The sequence below is a fragment of the Marinobacter sp. KM021 genome (assembly GCF_050707965.1).
GTDB classification, from domain to species: Bacteria; Pseudomonadota; Gammaproteobacteria; order Pseudomonadales; family Oleiphilaceae; genus Marinobacter; species Marinobacter shengliensis.
The window spans coordinates 397482-415688 of the sequence record NZ_CP136129.1 but is presented as its reverse complement, the minus strand read 5'-3'; the positions used below and the strand labels follow the sequence as shown (position 1 = coordinate 415688).

20 protein-coding genes are annotated in these 18207 nt (G+C 57.2%); 11 read left to right on the top strand and 9 right to left on the bottom strand.

Going from position 1 to position 18207, the window contains the following annotated elements; translation table 11 throughout:
* The 5 genes from phnE (at position 1) to RVM24_RS02030 (ending at position 5133) form a co-directional block, all read left to right on the top strand.
* Complete coding sequence (phnE, locus tag RVM24_RS02050; protein ID WP_286921763.1) at positions 1-831, top strand: phosphonate ABC transporter, permease protein PhnE; 831 nt, start codon at positions 1-3, stop codon at positions 829-831.
* Between the two features lie 9 nt (positions 832-840).
* The gene (locus RVM24_RS02045; protein WP_286921764.1) at positions 841-1851 is read left to right on the top strand and encodes a phosphonate dehydrogenase; all 1011 of its coding nucleotides are present in this window, start codon (positions 841-843) and stop codon (positions 1849-1851) included.
* The gene (locus tag RVM24_RS02040; RefSeq protein ID WP_431474880.1) at positions 1845-2705 is read left to right on the top strand and encodes a LysR family transcriptional regulator; all 861 of its coding nucleotides are present in this window, start codon (positions 1845-1847) and stop codon (positions 2703-2705) included. Before RVM24_RS02045 ends, RVM24_RS02040 begins: the two co-directional genes overlap by 7 nt.
* A gap of 155 nt (positions 2706-2860) precedes the next feature.
* The gene (locus RVM24_RS02035) at positions 2861-4168 is read left to right on the top strand and encodes a short-chain fatty acid transporter (RefSeq protein ID WP_286921766.1); all 1308 of its coding nucleotides are present in this window, start codon (positions 2861-2863) and stop codon (positions 4166-4168) included.
* 143 nt (positions 4169-4311) lie between these two features.
* Positions 4312-5133, top strand: a complete 822-nt coding sequence (locus RVM24_RS02030) for a YciI family protein (protein WP_286921767.1) — start codon at positions 4312-4314, stop codon at positions 5131-5133.
* A 106-nt stretch (positions 5134-5239) separates the two neighbouring features.
* Here RVM24_RS02030 and RVM24_RS02025 read toward each other — a convergent pair whose 3' ends face one another.
* The 7 genes from RVM24_RS02025 to RVM24_RS01995 form a co-directional block, all read right to left on the bottom strand.
* Positions 5240-6235 (bottom strand): branched-chain amino acid ABC transporter permease, encoded by a 996-nt coding sequence (locus tag RVM24_RS02025; RefSeq protein WP_106693751.1) that lies wholly within the window; start codon positions 6233-6235, stop codon positions 5240-5242.
* A 2-nt stretch (positions 6236-6237) separates the two neighbouring features.
* Positions 6238-7125: a branched-chain amino acid ABC transporter permease gene (locus tag RVM24_RS02020; protein ID WP_061333517.1), complete on the bottom strand. Its 888-nt coding sequence runs from the start codon at positions 7123-7125 to the stop codon at positions 6238-6240.
* A gap of 107 nt (positions 7126-7232) precedes the next feature.
* Positions 7233-8444, bottom strand: coding sequence for an ABC transporter substrate-binding protein (locus RVM24_RS02015; RefSeq protein ID WP_061333516.1), 1212 nt, complete (start codon positions 8442-8444; stop codon positions 7233-7235).
* Positions 8445-8523: 79 nt separating this feature from the next.
* The gene (locus RVM24_RS02010) at positions 8524-9246 is read right to left on the bottom strand and encodes an ABC transporter ATP-binding protein (protein ID WP_061333515.1); all 723 of its coding nucleotides are present in this window, start codon (positions 9244-9246) and stop codon (positions 8524-8526) included.
* Positions 9243-10046 (bottom strand): ABC transporter ATP-binding protein, encoded by an 804-nt coding sequence (locus RVM24_RS02005; protein WP_061333514.1) that lies wholly within the window; start codon positions 10044-10046, stop codon positions 9243-9245. The genes RVM24_RS02010 and RVM24_RS02005 overlap by 4 nt, the downstream gene beginning before the upstream one ends.
* 88 nt (positions 10047-10134) lie before the next feature.
* Positions 10135-10551, bottom strand: coding sequence for a PaaI family thioesterase (locus RVM24_RS02000; protein WP_061333513.1), 417 nt, complete (start codon positions 10549-10551; stop codon positions 10135-10137).
* The gene (locus RVM24_RS01995) at positions 10548-12197 is read right to left on the bottom strand and encodes an AMP-binding protein (RefSeq protein WP_286921768.1); all 1650 of its coding nucleotides are present in this window, start codon (positions 12195-12197) and stop codon (positions 10548-10550) included. The genes RVM24_RS02000 and RVM24_RS01995 overlap by 4 nt, the downstream gene beginning before the upstream one ends.
* A gap of 227 nt (positions 12198-12424) precedes the next feature.
* On the opposite strand from RVM24_RS01995, the gene RVM24_RS01990 reads away from it, so the two are divergent.
* Positions 12425-12889, top strand: coding sequence for a hypothetical protein (locus RVM24_RS01990; RefSeq protein WP_286921769.1), 465 nt, complete (start codon positions 12425-12427; stop codon positions 12887-12889).
* 30 nt (positions 12890-12919) lie between these two features.
* Here RVM24_RS01990 and RVM24_RS01985 read toward each other — a convergent pair whose 3' ends face one another.
* Both RVM24_RS01985 and RVM24_RS01980 read right to left on the bottom strand, forming a co-directional pair.
* The gene (locus RVM24_RS01985) at positions 12920-13507 is read right to left on the bottom strand and encodes a DJ-1/PfpI family protein (protein ID WP_286921770.1); all 588 of its coding nucleotides are present in this window, start codon (positions 13505-13507) and stop codon (positions 12920-12922) included.
* Positions 13508-13562: 55 nt separating this feature from the next.
* Positions 13563-14237, bottom strand: a complete 675-nt coding sequence (locus tag RVM24_RS01980) for a thioesterase domain-containing protein (protein ID WP_286921771.1) — start codon at positions 14235-14237, stop codon at positions 13563-13565.
* A 113-nt stretch (positions 14238-14350) separates the two neighbouring features.
* Between RVM24_RS01980 and RVM24_RS01975 the strand changes: the two genes are divergently transcribed.
* From RVM24_RS01975 to RVM24_RS01955, 5 genes are all read left to right on the top strand, one after another.
* Positions 14351-14590 carry a type II toxin-antitoxin system ParD family antitoxin gene (locus RVM24_RS01975; RefSeq protein WP_058091653.1) on the top strand — a complete coding sequence of 80 codons (240 nt, stop codon included), beginning with the start codon at positions 14351-14353 and terminating at the stop codon, positions 14588-14590.
* Positions 14590-14886: a type II toxin-antitoxin system RelE/ParE family toxin gene (locus RVM24_RS01970; RefSeq protein WP_286921772.1), complete on the top strand. Its 297-nt coding sequence runs from the start codon at positions 14590-14592 to the stop codon at positions 14884-14886. Before RVM24_RS01975 ends, RVM24_RS01970 begins: the two co-directional genes overlap by 1 nt.
* Before the next feature lie 155 nt (positions 14887-15041).
* Positions 15042-16067 carry a DUF2235 domain-containing protein gene (locus tag RVM24_RS01965; RefSeq protein ID WP_431474879.1) on the top strand — a complete coding sequence of 342 codons (1026 nt, stop codon included), beginning with the start codon at positions 15042-15044 and terminating at the stop codon, positions 16065-16067.
* A 79-nt stretch (positions 16068-16146) separates the two neighbouring features.
* The gene (locus RVM24_RS01960) at positions 16147-16851 is read left to right on the top strand and encodes an SGNH/GDSL hydrolase family protein (RefSeq protein WP_431474878.1); all 705 of its coding nucleotides are present in this window, start codon (positions 16147-16149) and stop codon (positions 16849-16851) included.
* Between the two features lie 7 nt (positions 16852-16858).
* On the top strand, positions 16859-18199 hold the full coding sequence (locus tag RVM24_RS01955) for an acyltransferase family protein (protein ID WP_431474877.1): 1341 nt from the start codon (positions 16859-16861) through the stop codon (positions 18197-18199).
* Positions 18200-18207: the final 8 nt, after the last annotated feature.

The window sequence follows — 18207 nt, the reverse complement described above, 5'->3', positions numbered from 1 at the left end:
ATGACACACACCAAGACGGAACCGGCGACCCTGTCGCCGGCCCCGTCAGCTTCCGTGCTGGATGAGCATGCACGGGGCTGGCGGAAAACATTCTGGCAAGCAGCCTTGGTACTGGCGGTGATTTTCGTAGCCAGCTGGTACGTGGATCTGCTGGATTTCCGTACCCTGGCCAATGGTATACCTGCCATCGGGACACTGTTGGGTGAGTCACTTCCACCGGATTTCACCAACGCCCTGGACTGGGTCTCGCCGTTGATCGACACTCTGGCCATGAGCATAGCCGGCACGGCCATCGCGGTTAGCGTCTCTGTGCCGCTGGCATTCCTGGCGGCTCGGAACACTTCACCACATCCGGCGGTATTCCACATAACTCGTACGATCCTGAATGGCCTGCGTTCGGTGCCTGAACTGATCATGGGCATAATCTTCGTAGCAGCAGTTGGCTTTGGTGCCCTGCCCGGTGTTCTCGCCCTTGGGCTTCACTCCATTGGTATGGTCGGCAAGTTCTTTGCCGAGGCGATCGAACATGTGGATGCAGCTCCGGTGGAAGCGGCCGATGCAGCAGGCGCAACCCGGCTGCAGGTGCTCTGGCATGCAGTTCTGCCCCAGGTGCTTCCACAGTTTGCTGACGTTTCTATCTATCGCTGGGAATACAACTTCCGCGCCTCAACAGTGATGGGCATGGTCGGTGCAGGCGGCATAGGTTTCGAGCTGATGGGATCGTTACGCATCATGCAATACCAGGAAGTCAGCGCCATCCTGATTGTCATCCTTATTATGGTGACGATGGTTGACAGCCTGAGTGGTCATCTCCGTAAAAAATTCAAGTAAGGACAACGAATGAAACCACGAGTCATCATCACTCATCGGGTGCATGAGAGCGTGCTAGCTAACATGGAACCTCATTGTGAGCTAATTACCAACCAGTCAGACATCACCCTGCCGGCGAGCTGCATCAGATCACACGTTGCCAACGCCGATGCTATGATGGCTTTCATGCCAGACACGGTCAGCGACGATTTTCTGGCCGCCTGTCCGAACCTGAAGGTGATTGGGGCTGCCCTGAAAGGCTACGACAATTTCGACGTGCACGCCTGTACTCGTCATGGCGTGTGGCTGACCTTCGTGCCGGATCTTCTTACAGTGCCCACTGCAGAGCTGACCGTCGGGCTGACCATCGGCTTGACACGGCAGATTCGAGCAGCTGACCAGTTTGTCCGTTCCGGTGATTTCGTAGGCTGGCAGCCGCAGTTCTACGGCCTTGGAATTGAAGGTTCGACCCTCGGTATTGTGGGTATGGGCGCCATCGGTAAAGCGGTCGCCAAGCGCTTTCAGGGCTGGGGTGCCAACTTACTTTACGCCCAACCAGATGCCCTGCCGGGAGAGGAGGAAGCTGCGCTCAGCCTGACCCGCGCCAGTTTGGATGATGTTCTCTCACAGTCAGATATCGTTGTACTGGCTCTGGCCTTGAACACTCATACTCTCCATACCATGAATGCTGCACGCCTGAGGCACATGAAACCAGGCGCGTTCCTGGTGAATCCGTGCCGGGGGTCGGTGGTAGACGAATCTGCAGTACTTGAAGCACTGGCTTCCGGACACCTGGGCGGCTACGCGGCCGATGTTTTCGAGATGGAGGATTGGGCGAGAGCAGACCGTCCGAGGCAAATCAGCGAAGCACTGAGAGCGCACCCCAATACATTATTTACGGCCCACATTGGCTCAGCAGTGAAAAATGTGCGTTTGGCCATTGAGCAGCGAGCGGCTGATAATATTCTCCAGGCTTTGCGAGGAGAGCGTCCCCGAGATGCAGTGAACACACCACAGGCTGCGGAGAAACAGCCATGCTGAGCCTGGTCTGGCTGAAAAGCTTCACAACGCTGGTAAACCATAGGAGCTTTCATGCTGCGGCCCAGCATCTAGGGATTGCCCAACCTACGCTATCCCAGCATATCCAGAAGCTTGAGGGGCAGTTGGATACACTGTTGATTCGCAGAAGCAAAGCCGGATGCGAGCCCACCCGCGCCGCCCTCGCGCTAATGCCGATTGCCCTCAGCATGTTGCGCCTGGAGCAGCGCGCTCGTGACGCCGTTGGTGGAACCCGGCTCCGGGTCGGGGCTAGCTCAAACATTGGAATCTACTTGCTGCAACCCCATGTGCGCTCATTCCGAAACGCTCCCACCGCTCCGGAAGTAGACCTGGTGATTGATAACAACCCCGCTATTGCCGATCAGCTGACCCAGGGAGAGCTGGATATCGCTATCATGGAATGGTGGCGTCCGACATCGGGCTTCCTGGCCAGAGACTGGCGACAGGAACCGATGGTACTGATCACGCCACCTGACCACCCGTGCGCCCATATGAAAGAAATTGATCGCGATACGTTATCGGGTATGACTCTGCTGGGCGGCGAGCCCGGGACAGGAACAGGCCGGATTCTGGCCAACTTCTTTGGTGATTCGGGACCGTTTCCCAGCGTGTCAATGCAACTGGGCAGCACCGAGGCCGTGAAGCAAGCGGTAAAAGCCGGGCTGGGTGTTTCGCTGGTGCTGGCGGCGTGCGTCAGTGAGGAAGTGCAGGCGGGCACCCTGAAAGCCATTCCTGTGAGTGATTCAGGGCTGGCAAAGTCGCTGATGGTGATCAACCCGGAAGCCCTGACATCACACCCATCCGTGTCTGCCTTTATTCGACACCTCTGTTACTGATGAGTTGGAACTGAACCTGTTTTGCGACAATGCGGCTTGGGGATATACCTGATGCCGGCGTGGGAACCACGAGTTCTGCGATTAAGGGCTTATGGTGCGTTTTTCCGTTTGATTGCTAAGCTTGTGATGACCCAAAAATAATAAAGGAGAACACCATGTTAGACAGAGCATCCAAACCCTTTGTCAGTCTGGTGGAGAAGTACCTGCCAGACCCCTACCTGTTCGTTATTATCCTCACGCTACTGTCGTTCATCGCCGCCATGGTCTTTGAAGGCCATGGCCCGTTGGCGGTGATCGAGATGTGGGGTAATGGCTTCTGGAACCTGCTGACGTTCTCCATGCAGATGCTGCTGGTGCTGGTTACCGGGTTTATGCTGGCCAGCACACCACTGGTGCGCGGCATACTCAACCGGATTGCGGGCCTGGCAAGAACGCCCGGGCAGGCAATTGTGCTGGTTACCTTCGTGGCCCTGATTGCCAGCTGGATCAACTGGGGGTTCGGCCTGGTGGTGGGGGCGCTGTTTGCCAAAGCCCTGGCCCGGCAGATTCGGGTGCACTATCCGCTGTTGATCGCCAGCGCCTACTCTGGGTTTATCGTGTGGCACGGCGGGCTGGCGGGGTCCATTCCGCTGGTAATTGCCACCGATGGCCACTTCACGGAAAACGTGATCGGCGTTATCGGTACCAGCGAAACCATTTTCGCGTTTTTCAACCTGGCCATCGTGGTGGCCCTGTTTATCGTGGTGCCGCTGGTTAACCGGCTCATGTTGCCCGAGGAACGAAACAGCGTGTACGCAGACCCGAAAGTGCTGGACGACGAGCCAGACACCGCCGTTGTGATCAATCGCCCGGCGGACCACCTGGAAAACAGCAGGATTCTGGCGTGGCTGATTGGCTTCAGCGGCATCGCGTTCATCTTCCAGTATTTCATTAACGGTGGCGGCCTGAACCTGAACATCGTCAACTTCATGTTCCTGTTCCTGGCAATCATTCTGCACCAGACTCCCAAACGCCTGCTGGCCAGCCTGAACGAGGCGGTTAAAGGTGGCTCCGGCATCGTGATTCAGTTCCCCTTCTATGCAGGCATCATGGGGGTTATGACTGCATCCGGCCTGGCCGCCAGCATTTCCTCGGGCTTCGTTTCCATCGCCAGCGCGCAAAGCCTGCCTTTCTGGAGCTTTATAAGCGCAGGCCTGGTGAACATTTTTGTGCCGTCTGGGGGTGGGCAATGGGCGGTGCAGGCGCCGGTCATGCTGCCAGCTGCCCAGGAACTGGGTGCCGATATCCCCAGGGTTGCCATGGCGGTAGCCTGGGGTGACGCCTGGACCAACCTGCTGCAACCTTTCTGGGCCCTGCCCGTGCTGGCGATTGCCGGGCTGAAAGCCAAAGACATCATGGGCTATTGTCTGATGCTGCTGTTTATTACCGGCGCCATCATTAGCATCGGCCTGACCTGGCTTTAACCCTCCCCCTGCCGGCTGTTGGCGAGGCTCTTCGCCAACAGCCGGTACTTTCCCGACGATATCCTTAAAACCGGTTGTCGATTTCCATCAGCCCTGCCCGACTTACCAGTGAAGACAACCCACAATCACTGGAGAAAGCTGGTATGAGATACATGCTGATGCGCAAGGCCGATACAGACACTGAAAACGCCGTATTGCCGACCGAAGAGATCCTGCAGGCGATGGCTGACTACAACGAACGCATGCTGCACGCCGGGGTGTTCGTTGATGGCAATGGCTTGCGGCCAACCCGCGAAGGATGCCGCATACAGTTCCGTAATGGTGAACCAACGGTGGTGCGCGGGCCCTTTGAGCACACCCACGAACTGCTCGCTGGCTACAGCGTGCTTGAGGCGGATTCCCTGGAAGACGCCATCGCCTGGGCAAAGCAGTGGCCCCGGGAAGATTCTGGCGGCAACGTGACCCTGGAATTACGCCGTTACTTCACCCTGGAAGACTTTGAGCCAGGCGCGGCCCTCGAGAAGCACCGCTCCATGGGAAATTTGCCCCGTGAAATGAACGTGCATGTGGCCTTCGGCGGCAATTGCCGGGAGGCGATGGAATTCTATGCTGAGGTAACCGCCGGTCACCTGGAAGCCATGATTACCTATGGAGAAACACCGGCAAAGGCGGATGTACCCGAAGCGATGCACGACCGCATCGTTCACTCCTCCCTGAACCTGAGGGGGCGCCGATTGATGGGGGCGGACATGGCAGGCGACTGCTATCAAGCACCCCAGGGCGCCCAGGTTCACCTGGATTACGCTGATGCGGCACGGGCAGAGCAGGTTTTCCAGGCGCTGTCTGAGGGAGGCACAACAATCATGCCATTTGAAGAGACGTTCTGGGCGCACCGGTTTGGAATGGTGAAGGACCGCTTTGGTGTTCAGTGGATGATCAGTGCCGAACTGGAGCAGTGTCAGTAGGCCCGGCGTTCGGCCAGGCAAGTGCGCTACCCGGCAGGAGGTGTGGGGGTAATGTCCCACACCTCCTGTAGCCCGATGTGTTTGATGAACGCCGTACCGGCGGGATTCACCCCAGGTTTTTGCGCAGGAATTTCTGGATTTCGCCGACGATCCCGCTGCGGAACGCCAGTACGGTCAGCACGAAGATACCGCCGAGGATCGGGTTCACCCAGTCCCGCAGTGGCCCCTGGGACAACTGGTATTCGATGTTGACCACAAAGGTGGCGCCCACCACCGGGCCGAGCAAGGTACCCATACCGCCGACCAGTGTCATCAGGATGACCTCACCGGACATGTGCCAGTGGGCGTCGTTGAGCGAGGCCAGCTGGAACACCACCGATTTCATGGAACCAGCCAGGCCCGCCAGTGCCGCCGAAATCACGAACGCCAGCACTTTGTAGCGGTCCACGTTGTAACCGAGTGACACCGCGCGGGGTTCGTTCTGCTTGATGGCCTTGAGCACCTGACCATAGGGGCTGCTGACAATGCGCTGAACCAGCAGGTAGCAACCGATAAACACGGCCAGCACGAAGTAGTACATATTCAGGTTTTTCGACAGGTCAATCAGCCCGAACAGGTGGCCCCGGGGGATGCCGTGCATGCCATCTTCACCGCCGGTAAATTCCGACTGAACAAAGAAGAAATAGACCAGCTGGGCCAGGGCCAGGGTGACCATGGCAAAGTAGATGCCTTGCCGGCGAATGGACAACAAGGCGAACGCCAGGCCCAGGGCCGTTGCGACCAGCGTGCCTGCAATAATGCCCACTTCTGTGGTCAGGCCTGAATAATTGCTGAGCAGGTAACCGGTGGTGTAACCGCCGGTGGCGAGAAACGCGGCATGGCCAAAGGACAACAGCCCGGTAAAACCGAACAGCAGGTTAAAGGCCACCGCAAAGAGTGCGAAGCACAGGATCTTCATCAGGAAGACCGGGTACATCGCGAATGGCGCCGCCAGCAGCAAGAGCAGCAGTACGCCGTTGAGGAGCATCTTCCGGCGATCCTGGGCCTTTTGCTGGTCGATGATCGCCTTTCGCACGTCGGCGGGATTAAAGGATTGGCTCATGATTATGCTTCCTTACCGAACAGGCCTGAGGGTCGGAACATCAACACCACCACCATGACCAGGAAAATAACGGCAGACGACGCGGGTGGATAAAAGGTTTTGGTGAGGCCTTCAATCACGCCCATCATAATGCCCGTGATAATCGCCCCGCCAATGGAGCCCATACCGCCAATCACCACCACGGCAAACACCACGATCAGAGTATTGGCGCCCATGCCGGGCGTGACGGAGTAGATGGGTGCGGCAAGCACACCGGCAAAAGCCGCCAGCGCCACACCAAAGCCGTAAGTGAGGCTGACCAGCAAGGGCACGTTGATGCCAAAGCCCTGCATGAGCTGGGAATCTTCCGTGCCGGCCCGCAAATAGGCCCCCAGTTTGGTTTTCTCGATCATGAACCAGGTGCCAAAACACACCAGCAGCGCCACCACAATCACCCAGGCCCGGTAATAAGGCAGGAACATAAAGTCCAGTGTGATGCCGCCCTTGAACATATCGGGCATGGCATAGCGCAGGCCAGACACACCGTAGATATTGGTGAGCACGCCCTGAATAATCAGCGCCACCCCGAAGGTAAGCAGCAGGCTGTAAATGTGATCTTGCCCGGCAATTCGCCGCAGCAGGAAATATTCAATCAGCACCCCGAACACGCCGACCAATAGCGGCGCCATAAACAAGGCGACCCAATAGTTGACGCCCAGGGTGTTGAACATAACCACCGTCAACAGGGCACCCAGCATGTACATGGCACCGTGGGCGAAGTTGATGATCTTCAGCAGGCCGAAGATGATGGCAAGGCCCAGGCTTAACAGGGCATAGAAGGCGCCATTGATGAACCCGATCAAAAGCTGACCGGAGAGCACAGCAAGAGGGACGCCGAAAATCATGGTCATGGGTTTAACTCCACAAGCAGCACGTACGTTGGTATTGAGCTTGTTGGCTCAGTGATATGCCGGGCGCACCCTGCCCTGTTGCAGGGCGCGCCCGGCTTTCCTCAGCCTCAGTTAGTCACCAGTTTGCACTTGCTCTCAGAGAGTGGGCGGTAGGCTTCGTCGGCCGGTATGGTCCGCAGGATCTTGTAAAGATCCCATTCGTTCTTGGACTCCGCCGGCGTTTTCACCTCGGCCAGATACATGTCGTGCACCATCCGGCCGTCTTCGCGGATACGACCATTGGTGGCGAACATGTCGTTGATGGGTGTGTCCATCATCTGCTTGCGAACGGTTTGGGCATCGTCCGAGCCTGCCGCGGCTACCGCATTCAGGTAATGCAGGGTGCTGGAATAGATACCCGCATGCACCATGGTGGGCCGCACACCGGTTTCTTTCATGAAGCGGTCTGACCACTCACGGGTGTCGTCGTTCATGTCCCAGTACCACCCGGTGGTGAGCTGGATACCTTGCGCTGTGTCGACACCCAGCGCATGCACGTCGGTCAGGAACAGCAGCAAGGCGGCCAGGGTTTGGCCCGCCTGGGTAACACCGAATTCACTGGCGGTGGTGATGGCGTTGGTGGTGTCTGAACCGGCGTTGGCCAGGCCAACGACATCCGCACCGGAAGCCTGGGCCTGTAGCACGAAGGAGGAGAAATCCTGGGTCGGGAACGGATGGCGAACAGAACCGACGATCTCACCTCCGTTGGCCTCCACCACGCGGGTAACGTCTGCTTCCAGGGCGTGGCCGAAGGCGTAGTCTGCAGTCATCAGGTACCAGCTCTTGCCGCCCTCTTTAACCACCGCACTGGCGGTGCCGTTGGCCAGCGGATAGGTGTCATACACATAGTGGATGTGGTTGGGGGTGCAGTGCTCATTGGTGATGCTTGAGGCGGCAGAACCGGAGACAATGCCCAGTCTGTCGTTTTCTTCAAGGATCTTGCTGACTGCGATGGTGACAGACGAAGCCACCAGGCCGGCAACCATGTCTACCTTGTCGTTTTCCACCCATCGGCGAACCGTGCTGGAAGACGCATCGGGGTTGTTACGGTCATCGGCACTGAGGACTTCGATCTTGGCGCCGTTCACAGTGCCACCGAAATCCTTGATGGCCATCTGCAGGGCCTTGAGGCCATTGGGGCCCGCCAGGTCACGATAGGTACCAGACATATCGGCCAGGTAGCCGATCTTCACCGTATTGTCGGAAATGGCCGCCTGCGCGCCACTCACCATCAGAGCTGAGGCAACGGCTGAGGTCAGAAGCTTTTTGGTCATTGTCATTATTGTATCTCCGCTACTGTCTTGCGTTGGTTGATGTTGTTGGAGTTATTGGTTTTGTTGCACCTGTTCTATCCGGAGTTCAGACCCCCAAATAGCCGTCCAGCACCGATTGTTTGGCACTCAGTTCATCGGCGTGGATTTCTTCCACAATCTGCCCATGCTCAACCACGTAATGCCGGTCAGCCAGCGGGGCTGCAAAGTGGAAATTCTGTTCAACCAGTATGATGGTCAGGCCTTTCTCTTTGAGCGCCATCAGCACCTCGCCCAACTTTTCTACGATCACGGGCGCAAGCCCTTCTGTGATCTCATCCAGCAGGAGCATGTTGGCGCCGGTGCGCAGGATACGGGCCATCGCCAGCATCTGCTGCTCACCACCGGACAGCTTGGTGCCCTGGCTGAACCGACGTTCATACAGGTTTGGGAACATGTTGTAGATGTCTTCCAGGCTCATACCGCCACTGCGCACCACCGGCGGCAAAGTGAGGTTTTCCTGGACGTTGAGAGATGAAAAAATGCCCCGATGTTCGGGGCAATACCCCACTCCCAACCTCGCAATATGGTGCGGCGCGCACTGCATGGTTTCTTCGCCGTTGATCATGATGGACCCGGTGCGGCGGCCCACCATATTCATAATGGCCTTGAGGGTGGTGCTGCGGCCGGCGCCGTTGCGGCCAAGCAGGGTGACCAGCTCGCCACGCTTAACCACCAGGTCGACGCCATGGAGAATGTGAGATTCGCCGTAAAAGGCGTGCAGGCCAGACACCCGCAACTGTTCGTAGTCTTTCTGGGGATTCTGGCTCATTGTGCTGCCTCCGCCTGCTCGGCGGGACTGTTGCCACCGCGTTCTCCGCTGCCATCGCTGCCCATGTACACTTCGCGCACTCTCGGGTCTGCAGAGACAGCTTGATAATCGCCTTCCGTCAGCACAGCACCCTGGGCCAGCACCGTAATGCGGTCGCACAATTTGCTGACCACACTCAGGTTGTGCTCCACCATCAAGACGGTGCGGCCTGCGGCGGCCTTGCGCACCAACTCCACCACCCGCTCTACGTCTTCCGAGCCCATGCCCTGGGTTGGTTCGTCCAGCAACAGCAGCTTGGGCTCCATCGCCAGGGTGGTGGCCAGTTCCAGCGCGCGCTTGCGGCCATAGGCCAGTTCTACGGTGGTGGTGTTGGCAAATTCGATAAGGCCGACGGAATCGAGCAATTCCATGCAGCGCTGGTTCAGCCTGTTCAGGGAGGCGCCGGATTTCCAGAAGCTGAAAGACGTGCCCTCTGCGGTTTGCAACGCAATGCGGATATTCTCCAGCGCCGTCATATGGGGAAACACCGCCGATATCTGGAAAGAGCGGACGATACCCTTACGGGCAATGGCGGCAGACTTCAGGGAGGTAATGTCTTCACCGTGGTAGAGGATCTGGCCTCTGGTCGGGCTCAGGAATTTGGTCAGCAGGTTAAAGACCGTGGTCTTGCCCGCGCCATTGGGCCCGATCAGTGCATGGATATCACCCTGCCGGACCTGCAGGTTGACGTTATCAACCGCTACAAATCCTTTGAATTCCTTGACCAGGTTACGGGTCTCGAGAACGAACTGTTCACTCATGAGCCACTTCACCTTTTGTTATTGTTGTATTTAACAATCAACCCACAGATTAGATTGACGTATACGTAAACGTCAAGAACAAACTTGGTTATTTTTCCGGCGGTATGGAATAGGTCATGGTGGAGTGCGCAACGGGCTCTTCCGAGCCCTCGGAATACACAAATACTTCACCCACACCGATGGTTCGCCCCACCTTGAGAATGGTCGCCCTGGCCCAGATAGGCGCATGAGCCACGGGCTTCCTGAGGAAGTTGATATTCAGGTTGGTGGTGACGGCCAAAGGCACCAGGCCAATCTTGCTGAGCAACGCGGCATACATGGCAACATCGGCCAGCCCCATCATGGCGGGGCCAGACACGGTCCCCCCGGGGCGCAGGTGTTCTTCGTCTACCTCCAGCTTCATTTCTGCCCAGCCATCACCCAGTTCCTGCAGGGTGCCGTATGAGGCCCCCTGCGGAAACTGCTCTTCAAGGAAATAGCGCAGCTCCTCAAAGGTAATCTTCATACGGCGACTTCCTCTTTGGCCCGGTTGCGCAACACAAAGCGTTGGATCTTGCCGCTGGGTGTTTTCGGCAACTCTTCCACAAACTCGATTTCCCGCGGGTAGGCATGGGTCGACAAGCGGTGGCGAACCAGGTCCTGCAGCTCTTCCTTGAGCACGGCGTCGTCTGCCGGCTCCTGACCGGATTTGATAACCACATAAGCCTTGATGATCGAGCCACGCTTTTCATCCGGCTTGGCCACCACACCGGATTCGGCCACCGCCGCGTGCTCCAGCAGTGTGCTTTCCACATCCGCTGGCCCTACGCGGTAACCTGCTGTGGTGATAATGTCGTCGTCACGGCCGCTGAAGGAGAAACTGCCATCGCCATGGCAGATCACCATGTCGCCGGTCAGGTAGTAGCCGTTCACGAACGGGTCTTTCTCGCCCCAGGTGTAGCCATCAAAATGGAACAGCGGCGACGCCTTGAGATCCACTGCCAACTGGCCGATTTCGCCCTCGCCCACTTCTTCATTTTTTTCGTTCAACGCCACTACTCTGTGGCCAGGCGATGAGAACCCCATGGAGCCCTGGCGAATCGGGTGGTCCAGGCCGTGGAAGTTGCAACAGGTCATGCCGGTTTCAGTCTGGCCATAATGATCCTTCACCGGGCAGAAGTGACGTCGAGCAATCCAGTTCACCACCTCCGGATTCAGGGGCTCGCCGGCGCTGCTGCACACCCTCAGGCCAAGATTCTCCCCTTCCGGCAGAACCTGATCGTTCGCCTTGAGCAAACGATAGGCCGTCGGCGCCGCTGCAAGGTTGGTGATCCGGTACTTGCGGATCATCTCGTAGGTGGATTCCGGGGTGAACGGATTGGGATTGAAATGGGTGGCGTGGCCCATCAGCAGCGGACCGGTTACCGCGTAGTACAGGCCATAGGCCCAACCGGGGTCTGCCACGTTCCAGAATACGTCGTCTTCGCGCAGGTCGATGGCGTATTTCATGTAAACGTAGAATGCCAGCAACGCTTTGGCGGGCACGGCTACACCTTTGGCCTTGCCAACAGTACCGGAGGTAAACATCTGCAGGAACGGATCGTTGCCAGTGATCATTACCGGCTCGCACTGGTCTGACTGCTCCGCCAACACCGCATCGAAATCGCGCACATCCGCACCGGTGGCCGCCGCGTTCAGGCACAGTACCGGCGGGCAGTTTTTGACTTCTTCCAGCTTGGGGTAGTTATCTGGATCGGTCACCACCAGCCGGGTGCTAGCCTTCTCCAGGCGATACTCGATAGCGCCGGAACCAAAGGCGGTGAACAACGGCTGGTACACCGCGCCCAGGCGCAGGGTTCCGGCAATCACAATCAACAGCTCCGGCCCCCTGGGCAGAAGGCCGGCTACCCGGTCACCTTTGGTGACACCAAGAGACTTCAGGTAGTTGGCGAAACGTGCAGACGCGGCTTTGAGCTCAGCGAAGGTCAGGGTTCCGTCACCGCCGCCGATTTTTTCGTAGTAGAGCGCAACCTTTTGCGGGTCAACGGCCCATCGGTCACAAATTTCGTGGCATACGTTCAGGCCACTCTCCAGGCGTCCGTCCAGGATGTCCGCTTCCAGTGCGGCCGCATCAAACTGGTTGTACACGTCATTGTATTGCGGAAGGCTCATCGTACACTCCGTTTGTTGTCGTTGTTGGTTGTACAAACTTCAATCAGGTTTAGCACAGCCTTCACTTTACGTAAAGGTAAACTTTTGGCTAAATAGAGAGCCTATTAACATCTGGAGTGATGGTTATTTCGAAGGGTTGGAAGCTGCTATGTTAGATACTATCGGTTTTACTGACATGCTCCCTCTCATCAACAGCGAACAGCACCAGAGCGCGGAGACTAGTTACGATGAGCGACGCCCCCTCCCGAGAGAAGGAATTGTTCGAGGGACTCAAAGCCCTTTCTGACAGTGCCTTTCCAAAAGAATGTGCCACTTGCGGTCGCGTTTACCGGTCACCACAGGATTTTGTGCAACAGTCAGATGACATTGCTGGCCGGTCCGGTCTTAAGCTCGGCTACGACGATGACGACCGCCCGGTAGTTGAACTTTTTCGCAACTGTGTATGTGGCTCAACGCTGATGGACTTTTTCTCAGACCGGCGGGAAACATCCCGGGCGGGCCTGAAACGACGCCAGATATTCGGCAAACTGCTGGCCCACCTGGAAAGCCGTGGAATGGACAATAAAACCGCCAGGCACGAATTACTGAAACTTATGCGGGGGGACGCAAGCGAAAAGATCGAGAGTCTGGGCATTCAGCTGAAAGCGCGCAGCTATAAAGCAGACGACGGTAACTCAAACGATCCTTTGTAGGAATGCATGCGTCTCGCATATCTTTGACCGCTATTGTGTATTTTTCGTCCAGGTGAACTCCATCTGATGAGCGGTCTTCTCTGCCAACGCCGCACTGTGCAACCTGCTCACCAGATGCAGACTCATATCAATACCGGCGGATATGCCACCAGAACTCACGATACTGCCCTCATCAACCCACCGAACCCCCTCAAGCACATCGAGTTGGCCGAACAATCTTCTGAGCTCCGGAATGTCTTCCCAGTGCGTCGTCACCTTGCATGACAAGGACTGAACGGCATTGGCCAATAGAAAGACGCCGGTACAAACGGTAGCCATAATCTCGACGGACTCAGCTTGGCGCTCAATCCAGTTGGCCACCGTCTTATTTTTCATTTCTGAAGTATGAACACCGCCAGAAATAATCAGTACATCCAGCGGCGGGTGATCTTTGATTGAATAATCTGGAAGGACCTTGTAGCCACCGCGGGCCGGTACGGCTTCGCTGTTCTCAGCAATCAAATAGACAGAAAACGGCGCTTCCGCCCCACACAGGCGCGACGCTGTTGAGAAAACTTCGAACGGTCCGGAAAAGTCCAGAACTTCAGCCTCAGGGTAGATATAAATGCCAATATTCACTTGGTTCTCCAAAACACAGAACGCCGGATGTTGGATGGTGCATTCCGCTGAAGGCTTACATGTGTTGGAAGCCGGACGTGTTGAGCCCGCTAATCTCCGTCATGATCCTTTCAATAACCTGTGTTCGCACCGCAGGTTTGATCCTTTCTTCTGGATAACATCGGACCAGATCAATATGACTTACGCCCTCGTGCGCATGGAACATGTGGTTTTCGACCCGTTGCGTTGCACTGCTCCCGAAAGCCTCGTTCATTTGGTGACTTTGGTCGCACCCGAGCAAGTCTCCCTGCGAGAAGAAATTAAGGCACATATCAACATTTGTCGGTACGTTACGAGGATCAAACCCCCACCGTCCGGGGAATACTCGCCCCAGCCCTCCTGCGGCGATGCTGACGAGCAGGGCAACCTCCACACCTCGTCGCTCAAGCTCGCGTGCAACCTTGACCGCGTGGAACCCGCCCTGACTATACCCGAGAATCACGAGCTTCCGCCCCTCGCGACGTGATGCTTGCAATTCATCTGAGATCGAATCAACCGAGTGCAGGTGACCGTACATTGTCACGTCTGACAACCCCTTGCTTCTCAGGTAACGCAGCAGGTTGCGCTGCATCAGTCGTCGGGCCATGAAGCCGTGAATCACCGCAACTCGCGGACCAGCGTAGCCGCGGTTTGTCTTTGGTCGGTCAGGGATCTGCAACCGTTGAACTAAGCTCAGAAGTTTACTATCCAAGAAGCGTCACCTTGCATGCCTAACGCCCGCAATCGAGCGCTTGTCGTGTGGATTGATTTGTTATGCCACCTGAACCAAAATATACCAATTATTGGTACTAGCGAGATAGCATCATGCAAAAGAACACCAGCATCACTCTAGGCCAACATTTTGATGCGTTCATTGCGGAACAACTCAAAACTGGCCGATACAGCTCAACCAGCGAAGTTGTTCGTGCAGGATTGCGCCTGCTTGAAGAGTCCGAAACCCGCCTGACTACGCTCCGAAAACTTCTTAAGGAAGGCGAAGATAGTGGCTTTGAGGACTACTCCTATGACTCTTTCATTCGCGAACTGGACAACGAAGAGCGCTAATGCTGAATTTCAAGCTTTCCAGGAAGGCCAAAGCTGATCTCAAATCTATTGCACTGTACGCGGAGCGTAAATGGGGCCGAGATCAACGAAACCACTACATTCTCCAGTTTGACCAGTGCTTCCACCTACTGGGCGAAAACCCGAATCTGGGGCAAACCTGCGATGGGATCCGCGCGGACTACCGACAGTATCCCCAAGGAAGTCACATCATATTCTATCGGGTAGCGACCGACAGTGTCGTTGAGATTATCCGTATTCTAAACAAACGCATGTTGCCAGAGGGGCATCTCCTTTAGGGCATAACGCCCGCCAGGGTTTGCTGGCGCACGCCTCACCTATCGGCTTTAATTATCTGAGTTACTCATTCACAACAGCCAGGCGGTACTTGCCTGCCGGAGTTTTAGCTCTGGTGTATGTCAGCAAGGTGTGGGCGTGACAGGAGGTCATCACCATGAAGCGCATCGCCATTTGCTTTGACGGCACCTGGAATCGGCCAGAGGAAAACATCGGCGAGGATTTCCCCACCAATGTTCTGCAGTTTGCCCGGGCTATTCGGCCCACGGATGACCAGGGCGTGGAGCAGGTGGTGTTTTACGATTGGGGCATTGGCTCTTATCACGACCAGCTTCGGGCCGGTGCGACGGGCAAAGGGCTGGAGAAGAATGTGATGGATGGCTACCGGTTTCTGGTTCACAACTACGAGCCGGGTGATGAGATCTTTCTGTTTGGTTTCAGCCGCGGCGCCTACACGGCTCGCAGCCTGTGCGGCATGATCAATAACTGCAGCATTCTGAAGAAGGTTCACGCTAATCAAATTGAAAACGCGTTCAAGCTGTACAAAACCAAGAAGCATCCCGCCAATGGCGAACATGCCATGGCCTGGAAGAAGACACATTCGTTAGAGCTGCGCACTCCCATCAAGTTTGTGGGTGTGTGGGATACCGTAGGTGCCCTGGGGCTGCCGTTTACCTTTTTCGGGCTGATTAAGGATAAAGACCTGTTTTATGACAGGGAGATTAGCAGCAACATCGCAACGGCCCGGCACGCGTTGTCTCTGGATGAGCAGCGGGAGGATTTTGAACCCACGCTGTGGGAGCCGAGGAACGGCACAGACATCCAGCAGGTGTGGTTTGCCGGGGTGCACTCGGATGTGGGTGGCGGCTACGGCCCGGACAAGTCGAATCAGATTCTGGCAGACATTCCGCTACTCTGGATGGCAGACGAGGCAAAGAAACAGAAACTGTTGTTCAATAACAATCTGCCCTCCCAAACCCTTGTAACGGCCGAGCAGCACAATGAATACAAGGGCAAGTACCGGCTGCTGGGTAAGCTGGTTCGCACCATCCCCGTACCCGAGGCCAACCTGACCTACGTACACCCCAGCGTTAAGACGCGCTACAGCAGCGGTTACCGCAGCGAGCCGATTGAGCAGTACATCAAAAGCCATGGCCAGTGGCCACCACTCTGGGGCGGGTGATCAGCCCTTTGTGTTTCGTGCTAGTCTGGTGAGATTAACTGTAGCCCCAAGTTGGTTAATTAAAGCTGAGACCCACGCAATGCATCTTCCATTCTGGCTGACAACGGCCCTATTGTTTCCGGTATTGCTGTACCAGGGGAAACGCACCCGGCGTACCACGCCCCGATTACCGGAGGCCTCTGGCTCTCCGTGTGGGCAGTATGGCGAGGGCGAGCCCGCCAGGCGCGTTCTGGTGATCGGAGAATCCACCGCCGCCGGCGTGGGTGTTGATAACCACGAGCAGGGGCTGGCCAGCCAGTTGGCGAAGCAGATCCATGAACGTACCGGCCAGGCCATTGCCTGGCATACCTTCGGGGTGAACGGTATTCGCCTTGGAGCCTTGAACAAGCAGCTCGCGAGGGCGGACCTGCCAGAAGCAGACCTGGTGATCCTGAGCATGGGGGTGAACGACACTACCGGGTTTACCCCGAGGTATCGTTTCCGCCAGCAATTACTGGAGTTACGAGATTTACTCGGTACACGTTACCCAGCGCCGTTGGTGCTGCTCAGTGTTCCGCCCATGCACCTGTTTACCGCACTGCCCGCGCCGTTGCGGCACGTTATCGGGTGGCGGGCACGGTTGCTGGATCACCTGTACAAGACACTTGCCAGCGAAACGCCGGAGCGGTTCTCTTACGCTCACTACCCTGTCATTTCAGACCCGGAATTGCTGGCCAGTGATGGCTATCACCCCGGGGAGAAAGGTTACCGTTACATCGCGCAAGCCCTGGCAGCCCTTCCTTAGGAGTTTCATGGCAACACAATCCACGCTGGCATCCGATAAACACACCAAGTCGCCTTCGTCACCTACCGAACGGGACCTGTACCTGGACGCCCTGCGTGCCGGTGCTTTGCTGGTGGTGGTATTCGGGCACTGGATAGCCACCCTGCCCCGGTTTGATGGTGGCCTGGAAATTCAAACAGAACACCTGTTAAAGATCTGGGAGCCGTCAGGGTTTATCACCTGGTTTGTGCAGGTGGTGCCGCTGTTCGTGTTTGTATCTGCCACCGTCAGTGCCGATGGTGTGGCGCACCGGATGGCTCAGGGGCACCGGCAGATGCATTGGTGGGCAGGGAGAGCGCTGGCGCTGGCCAGGCCTACGGTGACGTATCTTGCCGCCATTACCCTGATTGCCCTGCTTTCACTCTACACCGGCGGCCGGGTGTTGGGGCCGTTTAACCAGTCGCTCACCATACACTTGTGGTTTCTGATCATGCTGCTGGCCGTGCAGGCGCTGTTGCCCCTGAGCGTGGAGGCCGACAGGCGCTGGGGCCTGGGGGCGGTCGTTGGGCTGGTTGTGGCAGCCGCGGTGGTGGATGTTGTGCGGGCCATGCCCGGCTCAGCGGCGGATATTCTGCGCCTGGGACAGCGGGTAACGGATTCTGCAGACAGCATCGGCTGGATCAATGCCGTGCTGGTTTGGCTGTTACCCCAGCAGCTGGGCATCGCCTGGAAGCGGGGTCGCTTCAGGGGCGTGTGGACAGGTCTATTTTTCCTGGTGCTGGGCGGCTTCTGGCTGGTGGCCGCCCTGGCTAGTGGTTATCCCATCGGCATGGTAGGCCGGGATTTTCACGGCGACAGCAACATGCTGCCCCCCACCCTGGCGCTGGTGGGCGTGATGTGGCTTCAGGTTGGCGCGGTTCTGTTCTTCGAGCGGCCGGGGCGTTGGCTGCTGGACAGGCGCAGAATCAGCGGGGCGGTCACCATGCTCAGCGCCTTGAGCATGCCGCTGTACCTCTGGCACAAACTGGCAGAACTACCAGCCGCCTGGCTGGGCGACCGTTTCGGGTTGCCTGTCGACGCCGGTTTGCCCGGTGAACCCGGCTTCTGGATGGGGCGATTCTGGTGGATTGTGCTCTGCAGCCTGATGGTGGTGCCGGTCATCGCGCTGGTGGTGGCTTTTGAAATGCGCCGCAAGCAAGGCGTTGTGACAACCTCCAGGCCCCGAATCATCCTGGCCGGCGGCTTCTCGCTGATGGCCGGGCTGGTTGTCAGCCTGGCACTCGGTGCGCTACCGGGCGCCCTGATTGGTCTGCTCGGAGTTGCGGCTGCGTCCTGGCTGTTGCGGGTGCATCCCCAGCCAGGACGATAACCGGATCT

Coding starts and splice junctions, on each gene's coding strand:
- RVM24_RS02020 (WP_061333517.1), bottom strand. CDS start 7,125: ATGACCATGATTTTCGGCGTCCCTCTTGCTGTGCTCTCCGGTCAGCTT.
- RVM24_RS02045 (WP_286921764.1), top strand. CDS start 841: ATGAAACCACGAGTCATCATCACTCATCGGGTGCATGAGAGCGTGCTA.
- RVM24_RS02035 (WP_286921766.1), top strand. CDS start 2,861: ATGTTAGACAGAGCATCCAAACCCTTTGTCAGTCTGGTGGAGAAGTAC.
- RVM24_RS02000 (WP_061333513.1), bottom strand. CDS start 10,551: ATGAAGATTACCTTTGAGGAGCTGCGCTATTTCCTTGAAGAGCAGTTT.
- RVM24_RS01990 (WP_286921769.1), top strand. CDS start 12,425: ATGAGCGACGCCCCCTCCCGAGAGAAGGAATTGTTCGAGGGACTCAAA.
- RVM24_RS01960 (WP_431474878.1), top strand. CDS start 16,147: ATGCATCTTCCATTCTGGCTGACAACGGCCCTATTGTTTCCGGTATTG.
- RVM24_RS01970 (WP_286921772.1), top strand. CDS start 14,590: ATGCTGAATTTCAAGCTTTCCAGGAAGGCCAAAGCTGATCTCAAATCT.
- RVM24_RS02010 (WP_061333515.1), bottom strand. CDS start 9,246: ATGAGCCAGAATCCCCAGAAAGACTACGAACAGTTGCGGGTGTCTGGC.
- RVM24_RS01995 (WP_286921768.1), bottom strand. CDS start 12,197: ATGAGCCTTCCGCAATACAATGACGTGTACAACCAGTTTGATGCGGCC.
- RVM24_RS01965 (WP_431474879.1), top strand. CDS start 15,042: ATGAAGCGCATCGCCATTTGCTTTGACGGCACCTGGAATCGGCCAGAG.
- RVM24_RS02015 (WP_061333516.1), bottom strand. CDS start 8,444: ATGACAATGACCAAAAAGCTTCTGACCTCAGCCGTTGCCTCAGCTCTG.
- RVM24_RS02025 (WP_106693751.1), bottom strand. CDS start 6,235: ATGAGCCAATCCTTTAATCCCGCCGACGTGCGAAAGGCGATCATCGAC.
- RVM24_RS02030 (WP_286921767.1), top strand. CDS start 4,312: ATGAGATACATGCTGATGCGCAAGGCCGATACAGACACTGAAAACGCC.
- phnE (WP_286921763.1), top strand. CDS start 1: ATGACACACACCAAGACGGAACCGGCGACCCTGTCGCCGGCCCCGTCA.
- RVM24_RS01975 (WP_058091653.1), top strand. CDS start 14,351: ATGCAAAAGAACACCAGCATCACTCTAGGCCAACATTTTGATGCGTTC.
- RVM24_RS02005 (WP_061333514.1), bottom strand. CDS start 10,046: ATGAGTGAACAGTTCGTTCTCGAGACCCGTAACCTGGTCAAGGAATTC.
- RVM24_RS01955 (WP_431474877.1), top strand. CDS start 16,859: ATGGCAACACAATCCACGCTGGCATCCGATAAACACACCAAGTCGCCT.
- RVM24_RS02040 (WP_431474880.1), top strand. CDS start 1,845: ATGCTGAGCCTGGTCTGGCTGAAAAGCTTCACAACGCTGGTAAACCAT.